The 14,327-nt window shown below is 47.8% G+C and carries 7 protein-coding genes and 1 pseudogene; all 8 read right to left on the reverse strand.

The window, feature by feature from the left end; genetic code table 11:
- Positions 1-102: 102 nt before the first annotated feature.
- The gene (locus FAI41_06740; GenBank protein ID QCE33315.1) at positions 103-6,384 is read right to left on the reverse strand and encodes a hypothetical protein; all 6,282 of its coding nucleotides are present in this window, start codon (positions 6,382-6,384) and stop codon (positions 103-105) included.
- A 302-nt stretch (positions 6,385-6,686) separates the two neighbouring features.
- Positions 6,687-7,616: an electron transfer flavoprotein subunit alpha/FixB family protein gene (locus tag FAI41_06745; GenBank protein QCE33316.1), complete on the reverse strand. Its 930-nt coding sequence runs from the start codon at positions 7,614-7,616 to the stop codon at positions 6,687-6,689.
- The gene (locus tag FAI41_06750) at positions 7,613-8,386 is read right to left on the reverse strand and encodes an electron transfer flavoprotein subunit beta/FixA family protein (GenBank protein ID QCE33317.1); all 774 of its coding nucleotides are present in this window, start codon (positions 8,384-8,386) and stop codon (positions 7,613-7,615) included. The genes FAI41_06745 and FAI41_06750 overlap by 4 nt, the downstream gene beginning before the upstream one ends.
- Positions 8,387-8,516: 130 nt before the next feature.
- Positions 8,517-10,139 carry an electron transfer flavoprotein-ubiquinone oxidoreductase gene (locus FAI41_06755; GenBank protein ID QCE33810.1) on the reverse strand — a complete coding sequence of 541 codons (1,623 nt, stop codon included), beginning with the start codon at positions 10,137-10,139 and terminating at the stop codon, positions 8,517-8,519.
- A gap of 73 nt (positions 10,140-10,212) precedes the next feature.
- Positions 10,213-10,971, reverse strand: coding sequence for a tRNA (guanosine(46)-N7)-methyltransferase TrmB (gene trmB, locus FAI41_06760; GenBank protein QCE33318.1), 759 nt, complete (start codon positions 10,969-10,971; stop codon positions 10,213-10,215).
- Positions 10,972-10,994: 23 nt separating this feature from the next.
- Positions 10,995-12,173: a methionine adenosyltransferase gene (locus tag FAI41_06765; protein QCE33319.1), complete on the reverse strand. Its 1,179-nt coding sequence runs from the start codon at positions 12,171-12,173 to the stop codon at positions 10,995-10,997.
- Between the two features lie 155 nt (positions 12,174-12,328).
- A complete protein-coding gene (gene dapB / locus FAI41_06770) occupies positions 12,329-13,093 on the reverse strand; it encodes a 4-hydroxy-tetrahydrodipicolinate reductase (GenBank protein ID QCE33320.1) in 765 nt (254 codons plus the stop codon).
- 3 nt (positions 13,094-13,096) lie between these two features.
- Positions 13,097-14,214: pseudogene (gene dnaJ, locus FAI41_06775) on the reverse strand (molecular chaperone DnaJ).
- Positions 14,215-14,327: the final 113 nt, after the last annotated feature.

The following is a 14,327-nucleotide window of genomic DNA, read 5'->3' on the forward strand; positions in this document are numbered from 1 at the left end:
TTTTTATTCGATGCACAAAGTGAGGGCATTCCCCCTTAAAGGGTCATGCGCTAAGCCTCATAATCGAAAAGGACAGATTTCTCTGTTTAACAATCCAAAAAATTAGAAGGCGATTTTCGCTGACAATTGCCCACCCGACATCGTCTGGGAGTGACCGCCGTAAAGCCCGACATAATTTGCCCCAAAAGAAAGATACTCGGTTGGATGCACATCAAAGCCCAATTCTGTGAGCGCCTGATCCTGTACCACCGGTACACCAACAATAGAGAGTCCATCGGTGCCGCCACCGAGGGCTTCAAATCCTGTATGGGTATAAGATTGGTTGGCCCCGAAGGAGCGGCGATAACCGAATTTGCCATGCGGTGTAATGACAACATTACCAATATTAAAGTTGGTTGCGATTTTTGCCCCCATAAAGCCATAGCCTAAATTGGTATTGGTGGCTGCGCCGTGCAGTGCGAGATTGCCGCCTGTTTCATGGTAGGAACCCTGCTCATAGTTCAAATAGGTGATGGAGCCGGTTGGCGCGAGTTCAAGGGGAGTGCCCCAGAGATTAAAGACATGCTTATAAGCGATCTCGGCATTGATATGCGCTGTACCGCCAAGCTCATTGGCATGGAGGCTCTGATTATATTGTGCGGCGGCTCCTTGGAGATCAACAGAACGGTGCCAGCTCATAATATTCCATGTATAGCCAAACTGGCCGTGGAAGGTGAAGAAGTTCTGGTTATCAAAACGAACTTGCTTACCGAAATACATACCGATATTGGCGTTGTTACTTTCACCGGAGGAGGAGACGCCGCTGGCTGATTCCATGACGGATCCATAGCCCATCATCATCCCGACATGCCATCTATCCTCGGCATAGCCTTCAGATCCGATTTCGCCATCGACACCCCAGATGAAGCCGGCTTCGTTATCTCTGGTCTTTGCGGCGTAATCCCAGCCGGAATGGCCGTTTTGTCCGCCAAGTCCGCCATACATATTGCCCCAGACATTGACCTTTTTACCGGTAACGCCGCAGACATTGGAATTTGTGGCTTTGCCGTCGCCGATCTGGCGGAACGTGTCTTCGAGGCAGTCGAGGCGGTTATTAACGGAATCTCTGACCCAGAAATTGTTATTGATATTGCCGGTCCGCATATCGGAGGCGATTTCACCATCCATCTGCGTTAAATTATAAAGGCGCTGTTCGTTGTCAGAGCCGGCGAGGATGCTGGCAATGCCATGAAGCGGACTGTTCGGATTATCAACAGAAGGGGAAAGTCTCTGAGCCGTGCCTGTCTGGTTACGGTCACCACCCCAGCCTAGGCCTTTTGCAGCATCAAATTGTAGCGTGATTTTAACATCATCTTTGCTATATTCGAGACCTGTCGTTGTTAGAACACCATAACCGTTTGCACCACTGGCACCGATAACACCATTTTCATCATATGAAAATTTTGCCTTCCCGTTATCGCCTCTTACCAGGCCGCCATCTGCGTGGATAAGGTCGTAGGCTTGATTCACCTGTAGCTCTGCACCTTTAGCGACATTTGCTACCAGTGATGTTCCATTTTGAAAGGTAAAAGTGCCGCTATCATATAAGTTGGTGACTTCCGGACGAGATCCGAGATCCGTAATCAGTTTTGAGTCACTTGTCATTGTCGTATTGCCATTGACGGTCAAGGTACCTGTGCCAAAACCAGCGTTAATTGCACCGTGATCACGAATATTTACATTTCCGTCAATAATCCCAATGCCTGCCAAAGTACTTTCGGCATTGCTCGTGCCAGAAACATTGATTGTTCCGGAAGGAGGAGAGAGCGCAGCAGACATCTTGGAAGGTAAGGCAGTGTTTGAGGATGACAGATGATATTCATTTTGAGAAAGGAGCGTTAAAGTTCCGCCATTAGAGATGTCGGCGCTGCTACCTGCGGCGACTTTAACGTAACCATTACCGTTCCCTGCGGGTTTCCCAGCATCCCCAACAGTTAGGGAAGAACCATCTACATTGAGTGTGCCTGTACCACCGCCGCCGCCCAGATAGACGCTGTCGGCAGCGACTTTACTGCCGTTATCAATCTTGACATTGCCTGTAGATCCCTTGCCATAGCCTGCGATAAGTCCGTCGCCTATGGTGGCTTGAGCCCCGTGATCGAAAGTTAGGTTGCCGACAGAGCCTGCATTATTCCCGACAGTGACACGACCTGCGATTGTGGAGGTGCCGCCATTCTGGGTGAGGCTGTTCTGTGTCCCGCTATAACCGACGATGACACCATTGCCTTGATCATTATAAGTTGTATTTGTCAGCGTAGCGGTTGCGGAGGAATTGCCGCCTTCACCGATGGTAAGGCCGCCGTTAATGGTTGAATCTGTCGCTGTAAGGGTAGCGGGGCCGCCACCTGTTGCATTGGGGTCATTTGTTGCGCCGGCAAGGTCGCCGACTTGGATCTGTCCCTTATCGACATTGATTGTGCCGTGATTGACATTAACACTTGCCGTCCCGGTGCCTTGTGTTGTGCCAATTTGCAGGGTTGGATAGCCGGTAATCTGGCCGTTTGAATCAATGGAAGGATTTGCTTGAATGGTTAAAGTTCCGCCATTAGAGATGTCGGCGCTGCTACCTGCGGCGACTTTAACGTAACCATTACCGTTCCCTGCGGGTTTCCCAGCATCCCCAACAGTTAGGGAAGAACCATCTACATTGAGTGTGCCTGTACCACCGCCGCCGCCCAGATAGACGCTGTCGGCAGCGACTTTACTGCCGTTATCAATCTTGACATTGCCTGTAGATCCCTTGCCATAGCCTGCGATAAGTCCGTCGCCTATGGTGGCTTGAGCCCCGTGATCGAAAGTTAGGTTGCCGACAGAGCCTGCATTATTCCCGACAGTGACACGACCTGCGATTGTGGAGGTGCCGCCATTCTGGGTGAGGCTGTTCTGTGTCCCGCTATAACCGACGATGACACCATTGCCTTGATCATTATAAGTTGTATTTGTCAGCGTAGCGGTTGCGGAGGAATTGCCGCCTTCACCGATGGTAAGGCCGCCGTTAATGGTTGAATCTGTCGCTGTAAGGGTAGCGGGGCCGCCACCTGTTGCATTGGGGTCATTTGTTGCGCCGGCAAGGTCGCCGACTTGGATCTGTCCCTTATCGACATTGATTGTGCCGTGATTGACATTAACACTTGCCGTCCCGGTGCCTTGTGTTGTGCCAATTTGCAGGGTTGGATAGCCGGTAATCTGGCCGTTTGAATCAATGGAAGGATTTGCTTGAATGGTTAAAGTTCCGCCATTAGAGATGTCGGCGCTGCTACCTGCGGCGACTTTAACGTAACCATTACCGTTCCCTGCGGGTTTCCCAGCATCCCCAACAGTTAGGGAAGAACCATCTACATTGAGTGTGCCTGTACCACCGCCGCCGCCCAGATAGACGCTGTCGGCAGCGACTTTACTGCCGTTATCAATCTTGACATTGCCTGTAGATCCCTTGCCATAGCCTGCGATAAGTCCGTCGCCTATGGTGGCTTGAGCCCCGTGATCGAAAGTTAGGTTGCCGACAGAGCCTGCATTATTCCCGACAGTGACACGACCTGCGATTGTGGAGGTGCCGCCATTCTGGGTGAGGCTGTTCTGTGTCCCGCTATAACCGACGATGACACCATTGCCTTGATCATTATAAGTTGTATTTGTCAGCGTAGCGGTTGCGGAGGAATTGCCGCCTTCACCGATGGTAAGGCCGCCGTTAATGGTTGAATCTGTCGCTGTAAGGGTAGCGGGGCCGCCACCTGTTGCATTGGGGTCATTTGTTGCGCCGGCAAGGTCGCCGACTTGGATCTGTCCCTTATCGACATTGATTGTGCCGTGATTGACATTAACACTTGCCGTCCCGGTGCCTTGTGTTGTGCCAATTTGCAGGGTTGGATAGCCGGTAATCTGGCCGTTTGAATCAATGGAAGGATTTGCTTGAATGGTTAAAGTTCCGCCATTAGAGATGTCGGCGCTGCTACCTGCGGCGACTTTAACGTAACCATTACCGTTCCCTGCGGGTTTCCCAGCATCCCCAACAGTTAGGGAAGAACCATCTACATTGAGTGTGCCTGTACCACCGCCGCCGCCCAGATAGACGCTGTCGGCAGCGACTTTACTGCCGTTATCAATCTTGACATTGCCTGTAGATCCCTTGCCATAGCCTGCGATAAGTCCGTCGCCTATGGTGGCTTGAGCCCCGTGATCGAAAGTTAGGTTGCCGACAGAGCCTGCATTATTCCCGACAGTGACACGACCTGCGATTGTGGAGGTGCCGCCATTCTGGGTGAGGCTGTTCTGTGTCCCGCTATAACCGACGATGACACCATTGCCTTGATCATTATAAGTTGTATTTGTCAGCGTAGCGGTTGCGGAGGAATTGCCGCCTTCACCGATGGTAAGGCCGCCGTTAATGGTTGAATCTGTCGCTGTAAGGGTAGCGGGGCCGCCACCTGTTGCATTGGGGTCATTTGTTGCGCCGGCAAGGTCGCCGACTTGGATCTGTCCCTTATCGACATTGATTGTGCCGTGATTGACATTAACACTTGCCGTCCCGGTGCCTTGTGTTGTGCCAATTTGCAGGGTTGGATAGCCGGTAATCTGGCCGTTTGAATCAATGGAAGGATTTGCTTGAATGGTTAAAGTTCCGCCATTAGAGATGTCGGCGCTGCTACCTGCGGCGACTTTAACGTAACCATTACCGTTCCCTGCGGGTTTCCCAGCATCCCCAACAGTTAAGGAAGAACCATCTACATTGAGTGTGCCTGTACCACCGCCGCCGCCCAGATAGACGCTGTCGGCAGCGACTTTACTGCCGTTATCAATCTTGACATTGCCTGTAGATCCCTTGCCATAGCCTGCGATAAGTCCGTCGCCTATGGTGGCTTGAGCCCCGTGATCGAAAGTTAGGTTGCCGACAGAGCCTGCATTATTCCCGACAGTGACACGACCTGCGATTGTGGAGGTGCCGCCATTCTGGGTGAGGCTGTTCTGTGTCCCGCTATAACCGACGATGACACCATTGCCTTGATCATTATAAGTTGTATTTGTCAGCGTAGCGGTTGCGGAGGAATTGCCGCCTTCACCGATGGTAAGGCCGCCGTTAATGGTTGAATCTGTCGCTGTAAGGGTAGCGGGGCCGCCACCTGTTGCATTGGGGTCATTTGTTGCGCCGGCAAGGTCGCCGACTTGGATCTGTCCCTTATCGACATTGATTGTGCCGTGATTGACATTAACACTTGCCGTCCCGGTGCCTTGTGTTGTGCCAATTTGCAGGGTTGGATAGCCGGTAATCTGGCCGTTTGAATCAATGGAAGGATTTGCTTGAATGGTTAAAGTTCCGCCATTAGAGATGTCGGCGCTGCTACCTGCGGCGACTTTAACGTAACCATTACCGTTCCCTGCGGGTTTCCCAGCATCCCCAACAGTTAGGGAAGAACCATCTACATTGAGTGTGCCTGTACCACCGCCGCCGCCCAGATAGACGCTGTCGGCAGCGACTTTACTGCCGTTATCAATCTTGACATTGCCTGTAGATCCCTTGCCATAGCCTGCGATAAGTCCGTCGCCTATGGTGGCTTGAGCCCCGTGATCGAAAGTTAGGTTGCCGACAGAGCCTGCATTATTCCCGACAGTGACACGACCTGCGATTGTGGAGGTGCCGCCATTCTGGGTGAGGCTGTTCTGTGTCCCGCTATAACCGACGATGACACCATTGCCTTGATCATTATAAGTTGTATTTGTCAGCGTAGCGGTTGCGGAGGAATTGCCGCCTTCACCGATGGTAAGGCCGCCGTTAATGGTTGAATCTGTCGCTGTAAGGGTAGCGGGGCCGCCACCTGTTGCATTGGGGTCATTTGTTGCGCCGGCAAGGTCGCCGACTTGGATCTGTCCCTTATCGACATTGATTGTGCCGTGATTGACATTAACACTTGCCGTCCCGGTGCCTTGTGTTGTGCCAATTTGCAGGGTTGGATAGCCGGTAATCTGGCCGTTTGAATCAATGGAAGGATTTGCTTGAATGGTTAAAGTTCCGCCATTAGAGATGTCGGCGCTGCTACCTGCGGCGACTTTAACGTAACCATTACCGTTCCCTGCGGGTTTCCCAGCATCCCCAACAGTTAAGGAAGAACCATCCACATTGAGTGGATCTTGAGTGGTAACATCAATATGGGATATTGTGCGTGTATCGGCTTCTTTCATTTCAGCGATGGGGATGGGGCGTGCTTTAGCCCATACACTATCAGTGAGTGATAAGATTGAAAAAGTGAGCGCTGATAAAATAAAACGTTTTTGCCAAAAAAGTTTATAATGCGATTCTTTCTGAGTGAGGAGATTTGAGTTGCAACTTTGTTTATGAGTGAAATGAGCCATGCACAACGTAAACCTCCTTTTAATTTATAATTTAAGGTCCCGCTGTTGAGCTAAAGCTCAAAAAAAGCGTGTAATTAAGACCGTATTGTATGTAATTTAGTTGTCGGAAAGATCCCTTATTGAGTACATGCTTAATGTTAAAAGGAAAGGATTTCAAGTAATTTTTATTAAAAATAAATTGCTCTATCGAATTCTTTAACGGAAATACAAGAATTTTTAATGGAAAATAGAGATAAAAAAATTGCCTCTTTATTAAATATAAAGAGGCAAAAAATCATTTATTACTTAGTCTGTATTATTTATTATTTTGAAAGTTTTTGTAATTCTGCCGTTAAAATGGGGAGAATTTCAAAAAGATCGCCTTCGATTCCATAGTCCGCATAGCTAAAGATAGGAGCTTGGGGATCTAGATTGATCGCAAAGATAATTTTGCTGTCTTTAATCCCTGCTAAATGTTGTGGAGCACCGGAAAGGCCTACGGCAAGATAAAGGTTAGGGGCAACAATTTTACCTGTTTGTCCGACTTGTAACTCGTTTGGCGCAAAATCAGAATCGACAGCGGCACGAGAGGCACCAATCCCTGCATTAAGAATTTCTGCTAAAGGATCTAGCAGCTCGTTAAAGGCGGCAGCACTTTTGAAGCCTTTTCCGCCGGAAACAATAATTTTAGCGGTTTCAAGATCTCTTTTTGCATTACTTGCTGTCTCTTTTCCGAGAAATTGAACGGGATAGGCTGTGATATTTTCGTTTGAAAGTGTGATGATTTCGGCGTGCGTGCCTGTTTGTTCTGACGGTTCAAAAGAGGCGGCACGAATAAGAAGAATTTTTGTCTTGTCTTTGCTCTGCACTTTGGCAAGTGCGGCCCCGGCATAGACGGGGCGAACAAATGTATCGGCAGAGAGAATGTCAGTAACTTCTGTAATTGGCTGGACATCTAACAAACCAGCAAGGCGAGGTAGAATGTTTTTTGCCTCTGAGGTGCCTGCTGCAAGAATATGGGTGTAATCTTGGGAGATTTTTTTTAAAATTTCCGCTGAAGAGCCTTCTAAGATGTCTTGAGGAAGAAGATAGACTTTCCCAATGCCAAAAAGGTTTTTAGCCGCTTCTTCCGGCATATCGCTGAGGAGAACGGCATCGATCTCTCCGCCTAATTTTTTTGCCGCCGTTAAAGCAGACAAAGAGGCAGGGAGGATTTTTTGATTTTCAGTTTGAATAAGAACAAGAGATTTCATTGGAATTTCTGCTTCATTTCATGAATTTTTTCGGCCAATTCTTTTACGCTCTGGAGCTTGACCATTTCAGGACGTTTCGGAAGATCATTGATCTCAAGAATTTCAAGTCTTGGTGTCAAATCATTTGCGTTTAAACCAAGTTCCTCTGCGGTTATCGCTGTGATTGGTTTTTTACGTGCCTTCATAATATTTGGCAGAGAGGCATAGCGTGGCTCGTTTAAACGCAGGTCAGCTGTGATAACCGCAGGAAGAGTGAGAGAGATTTTCTCAATTCCTTTGTCACTTTCTTTCGAAACCTCAGCCCTGTCGCCTTTGATTTCTATTTCACTGGCAAAGCAGGCTTGTGGCCAGTTGAGTTTTGCGGCCAAAATCTGACTTGTTGCATTGAAATCATCATCAATGGCTTGCTTGCCCATAAGAACCAGAGAAATCTCTTCTTTTTGCACAATTTTGTGCAGAATTTTTGCAATCGCTAAAGGTTCTAGATTTTTAAGGCCGTCATTTTCTGTTTTGAAATGGATTGCCCGATCTGCCCCCATAGCAAGACCTGTCCGGAGAACATCCTGTGCTTTCTGGGAGCCAATGGAGATAATAATAATTTCAGAAGCTTGTTGCTTTTCTTTGAGGCGCAAGGCTTCTTCGAGAGCGATCTCATCAAAAGGATTAGGGGAATGTTTTAAATTATCCGTTTCCATTTTGCTGTTATCAGCGGCAATAAGAGGTTTGATATTGGGATCAACCACCCGTTTAAACGGGACAAGGATTTTCATAACACAATCCATTTATGGGAAATTAAAAGAAAAATACGCCCTAAGATATAATCTTTTAGATAAAAATTTTGTAGGGTCGTTGCTGCGAAGATGAAAAATAAGAGGAAAGAGAATTTCCCCTTATTATTTCTTACATACCGGGGCCGTAATTCGGGCCGCTTCCGCCCTCCGGCGGCACCCATTCCAATTCTTGGCGTGTATCTTTAATCACGCAGCTTTTGCAGTGGAGACAATTTTGCGGCGAAACCTTTAAAATATGGCGTCCGAACTTTGTCGGGCTTGGTTCTGTTTCATAGACACCCGCAGGACAAAAGCGTGTTTCAGGTGCTTTGAAACGATCCCAGTTCATTTCTTCCCAAGTAGCCGTGGTTCCGATTTTTAAATGATCGGGCTGGTTATCATCATGGGTGATATTGGCCAAAAAGACGGAAGAGGGGCGGTCAAAAGTTAATTGATTATCCGGTTTTGGATAGTCAATTTCGGGCATTTCATCTGCATTGCGGAGGGATTGACTGTCCGAACGGTGATGTCTTAGCGTCCAAGGAAGTTTTCCACGAAAAATTGTCTCATCTAAAAAAACATAAGGTGCGGCAAGAATGGTGCCTAAACGGGCAAAAGCAGGGCGAATATTTCGTGCTTTATAGAGTTCTTTGCCAAGCCATGAATCTTTAAAGCGCTTTTCAAAAGAGCTGGCTTCTGCTTCGTTGTTTTTGAAGGCTTCCAAAATGGCTTCAGCGCCAAGCATTCCTGATTTCATTGCTGTATGAATGCCTTTAAGTCTTGGTACATTCAAAAATCCAGCAGAATCGCCAATAAGAATACCGCCGGGGAAAGAAAGTTTTGGCAGGGCTTGCCAGCCGCCCTCAGAGAGTGCTCTTGCCCCATAGCCAATGCGTCTGCCGCCTTCGAAATGTTTTGCAAAAGCAGGATGCTTTTTCAGGCGCTGCATTTCCTCAAAAGGAGAAAGCCAAGGATTTTCATAGTCCAGCGCAACAACAAAACCGTAAGAAACAAGATTTTTTCCATAATGGTAGAGGAAACCCCCGCCATAGGTTTTGTTATCTAAAGGCCAGCCGAAACTATGCTGGATGAAGCCTGGACGATGTTTTTCTGCTGGGATTTCCCAGACTTCTTTAATGCCAAGGCCATAGGTTTGCGGATCACTTTCAGCCGAGAGGTTGAAAAGGCATCTTGCGTGATGGGTTAAGGAGCCACGGACCCCTTCTGCAAGAATTGTTTGCCTCGCCCGAAGGAGCATTCCCGGCATAAAGTCAGCTTTTTCCTCGCCCTCACGGTTTAGTCCCATATCTCCTGTAATAATGCCGATTACTTTATTATCTTCGGTCGCCAATTTTGAGCCTGCAAAGCCCGGATAGATCTCAACGCCAAGCTCTTCGGCAATGGCTGCAAGTTTTTTGCAAAACTCAGAGAGTGAGAGGGCGAAATTTCCATGATTATTTTTACTTGGCAATAAAAGGGAAACAAAAGGGATGGAAAATTTCTTTTTGTGCGTCAGGAAAAAGAGCTTTTCTGTACGCACAGGGGTTGTAAGGCCTAATTCCTCTAAAGAATGGTCAGGCAAAAGCTCTTTGACGGCACGAGGATCCATCAAAGCACCGGAGACGATATGCCCGCCAATTTCGGAACTTTTTTCAATAAGGCAGACAGAAAGGGAAGGATCAGTCTTTTTTAAAGCAATTGCAGCGGAAAGACCGGCAGGGCCTGCCCCAGCAATGAGGACATCGAAGGCCATTTCTTCCCGTTCGATAGGCTCTGACATAACGCTTTCTCCTAATGTTTCTGTCATTTTATACCTTTTGCAAAGACTAGTCTTCCGCTTTGATTGGCAAACCTTTATTTTCAAATTCCCAATAAAGACAATCCCTTCCTTCACGGAAAGCTTTCGCTTCATAGCGGGTCGGAGACCAACCTGCTGGTCTTGTCGTAGCCGGTTCAAAAACTTTAAAAAGATTTTGGTGATCCATTACTTCCCGTACCCACTCTTGATAAACAGGATGATCGGTGGCAACACGCCACTTCCCGCCGGGTTTAATGACACGTGCAAGCTTTTTGAGATTGTCTGGATGCACAAAACGGCGTTTGGCATGACGTTTTTTAGGCCAAGGATCTGGAAAAAAGAGGCAGGCCCCATCTAAAGAAGCTGTTGGCAGGGCATCTAAAAGGACACGAGCATCTTTCGCCCAAAGGCGCACAGGTGCCATTTCCCCCTTTTCTTTTTCCTCTTCGACAAGGCGTCCGAGAAGAGAGCAGATGCCATTTTCAAAGAATTCGGAAGCGATATAGCGTTTTTCGCCACGTTCCATTTCTTTGGAAATATGTTCGCCACTTCCAAAACCGATTTCAAGCCATAGCGGCATAGAGGCCGTTGTTTCCGGGAAATCACGCAGCGGATTTTCTGGATGTTCGAGACTGAAGCGGGGAAGCTCCTGCGTGAGAAGCTCCTCTTGCCGTTGGCGTAAAGGATGCCCAAGGCGTCGCCCATAAAGGCGTGTCGGCTGTGCCTTTAGCTCTGAAAGTTCTCCTCCGCTTTTCGCAGAGGAGAGATCAATAACTTTATCGTTCATAATACGCAATGACTTAAACGGAATTAGCGGTTAAGCGCTGTCTTGAGCGCAGGCACTAAATCTGTACGTTCCCATGTAAAAGTGTCTAAAGCCGCATCGGGTTCACGTCCAAAATGCCCATAAGCAGAGGTTGGAACGTAAATTGGACGATTGAGGCGGAGATGCTCACGAATACCTCTTGGAGAGAGATCCATGACCTGATTAAGAATGCGCGCAAGCTTATCCTCGTCTACATCTTTACCTGTGCCGTCCATGTCAACATAAATGGACAAAGGACGAGCAACGCCAATGGCATAGCTCAGCTGGATGGTGCAACGTTCAGATAGACCTGCCGCAACAACATTTTTGGCAAGGTAACGGGCCGCATAGGCAGCAGAACGGTCAACCTTGGTCGGGTCTTTGCCTGAGAAGGCACCACCGCCGTGTGGTGCCGCACCGCCGTAAGTGTCCACGATAATTTTACGCCCGGTTACCCCGGCATCGCCATCAGGGCCACCGATTTCAAAAATCCCTGTTGGATTGACGAAAAGTTTATCGTCATGAAGTTTCCAATCAGAGGGTAACACTTTGGTGATCGTTTGAGAGACAAGATTGCGAATATCTTCCTGTTTGACATTCTGCCCGTGCTGGGTGGAGACAACAATGGAATCTATGTCGACAGGCTTGCCATTCTCATAGCGCAAAGTCACTTGGCTTTTTGCATCCGGCTCAAGAATGCTCGAAGGGTTTTCACGACGTAAACGACGCAATTCATGGAGCAGGTTATGGGCATAGTAAAGCGGGGCAGGCATAAGGGATGGGGTTTCACTGCTGGCATAGCCAAACATGATCCCTTGATCTCCGGCACCCTCTTCTTTTTCAGCAGAGGCATCAACACCCTGTGCGATATGGGCAGATTGTGCATGTAAGTGGGAGGTGATTTCAGCATTCTTCCAAGAAAAACCTTCTTGGTCATAGCCAATATCTTTAATGGCCTCACGGATGAGATCTGGTAATGCCTTTGCGACTGCTTCCGGCCCTCTGATTTCACCGGCTAAAACAACACGGTTGGTTGTTACCAATGTTTCACAAGCGACCCGTGCTTCAGGATCTTGGGCTAGGTAAGCATCTAAAACTGTATCAGAAATACGATCCGCCACTTTGTCAGGATGACCTTCGGAGACGGACTCGGATGTAAAATAAAAATTGCCGTTATTGCGCACTCAGGGACCTCTCAGGGAATGAGTGGGTTGCAGCTCCCTCATAACCCTGTTCTTAAAAGGTTAGAGGACGCGCCTAAAAATTTAGGCGACCAAGGCCGATACTAAATTTGAATATAGACAAGGCTTAGGACGCTCATCCTCTCTCGTCAACTTTTTTATGTGTCAACAATATCTTCCATGCCATAAATCCGACATGGAGAAGGTTTTTTCTCTCCAATCCATAAAGCCGCTTTGAGTGCACCAGCCGCAAAGAGATTTCCGTTAAAAGCACGGTGGGAAAGTGAAATTTCCTCTGCTTTTCCGATAAAGCGAAGCGTATGCTCGCCTGTCACACCACCGCCTCGAATAGAAGAAAAACCGATTTCACCTTTAGGGCGGATATCATGGCGTAATTGGTTTTGCGGTGCTTTAAAGATGATCTTTCTTCCTTTTGCAACGGCTTTGCCAATGGTAAGCGCCGTTCCTGAAGGGGCATCCGCTTTTTGATTATGATGGGTTTCAATAATTTCGGCATCATAATCAGATAATTCTTTGGCCAGCATTTCAGCGGCTTTAAAGAAAATCGTCAGAGCAGGGGAGAAATTTGCAGCTTGCAGGACAGGAATTTTCAGTGCCGTATTTTCTAAAATTTGTTGTTGTTCGGCATTGAGACCCGTCACACCATTTACCCAGGCGACATTTGCTGCTTGAAAAGCTTTGGCATGATTTTTCGTAAGGCTTGCATGGCTGACATCTAAAATAACGTCGCACTGCACAGCCAGATCGGCAACCTCTGCATAGAGGCCATTCTTTGGATCATTGTGGCGAGAAGTTCCCCCTTTTAAAATAAAGCGGGAATCTTCTTGAGCCAGCGTTTTGCAAAGTTTTCCAAGGCGTCCGGTAATGCCTGCAATTCCTAAATTCAAAACGGCTTGCACCATGATTTAAGACCCTTCAAAAAATTTACGGGTTTTTTCAAAAATGCCGGGAACAGGACGCGGATTTTTTTTAGGGTAACCCATTTCTGTTTCAAGCTCTTCCAAAAGCTCGGTTTGTTTTTTTGTCAGTTTTTTAGGAATGTTCACTTTCGTTTGAAGGAAGAGATCGCCCCGTTTTTTAGAGTTTATAATCGAGAAACCTTTGCCTCGGACTCGAATGGTTTCTCCAGATTGGGTGCCTGGCATGATCTCAATCGTTTCTTTATCACCGTCAATGAGTTCAATTTCAACATTATCTCCAAGGGCCGCTTGTCCCATGCGAAGGGGGAGCTCCATGACGAGATTAGAACCTTCTCGGTGAAAGCGAGGGTCTTTTTCAATACGAAGATGGACGTAAAGATCACCAGCAGGTGTTGTGTAGTCTTTGGCAACATCGCCATATCCTGAAAAACGGATACGTGTATCCTCATCAATCCCAGCAGGAATAGAGAGGTTAATTTCTTCACTTTTTTCTTTTAAACCTTCACCATGGCAGTGATGGCAAGGGTTGCTCACTTCTTGGCCTTTTCCCTGGCATTTAGGGCAGGGGCGTTCCATCATGAAAAAGCCGTTTTGGACACGGACAGCACCACGCCCATTGCATGTCGTGCAATTCTTTACGCCGCTGGCGCCATCTTTGGAGCCGCTACCCTCACAGGATTCACAATGGCGTTTGCGCCGAACAGGCACTTTTTTTTCTATGCCGGTAAAGGCTTCAAAAGAGAAATATGGGTAGCGATTTCAATGTCATCACCCCGTCTTGGAGAGGATCTGCCGCCACGCTGTGCGCCTCCGAACATTTGCTCGAAAATATCGCCAAGATCCCCAAAACCTTGTCCGAAACCGCCGCCACCTTGCTCTGTGGCTGCGTGCCCGAAACGGTCATAGGCAGAGCGTTTCTCAGCGTCAGAGAGAATTTCATAAGCTTCGGTGACTTCTTTAAAACGGATTTCCGCTTCGGCATCTCCCGGATTGAGATCTGGGTGATGCTCACGTGCCTTTAAGCGATAAGCACGCTTAATTTCTGTGATGGTCACTTCTCTCGTGATGCCTAAGACTTCGTAATAATCTCGTTTTTGCGACATATCTTCTCCTAATAATCATCTTATATGAGGCGCTTATAAGATAAGGGCGATGATATCTCCCTCTAACCTAAACCGGTCTTTTTCTTCCTCAAAGAGTGTAAAATATTTTGTAC

It is taken from the genome of Acetobacteraceae bacterium, assembly GCA_004843165.1.
Classification (GTDB): Bacteria; Pseudomonadota; Alphaproteobacteria; order Acetobacterales; family Acetobacteraceae.

Bases quoted from the DNA above. Each gene is read 5' to 3' on its own strand.
- dapB (QCE33320.1), bottom strand. From the start codon at position 13,093: ATGGTGCAAGCCGTTTTGAATTTAGGAATTGCAGGCATTACCGGACGC.
- FAI41_06745 (QCE33316.1), bottom strand. From the start codon at position 7,616: ATGAAATCTCTTGTTCTTATTCAAACTGAAAATCAAAAAATCCTCCCT.
- FAI41_06750 (QCE33317.1), bottom strand. From the start codon at position 8,386: ATGAAAATCCTTGTCCCGTTTAAACGGGTGGTTGATCCCAATATCAAA.
- FAI41_06740 (QCE33315.1), bottom strand. From the start codon at position 6,384: ATGGCTCATTTCACTCATAAACAAAGTTGCAACTCAAATCTCCTCACT.
- FAI41_06755 (QCE33810.1), bottom strand. From the start codon at position 10,139: ATGGCCTTCGATGTCCTCATTGCTGGGGCAGGCCCTGCCGGTCTTTCC.
- trmB (QCE33318.1), bottom strand. From the start codon at position 10,971: ATGAACGATAAAGTTATTGATCTCTCCTCTGCGAAAAGCGGAGGAGAA.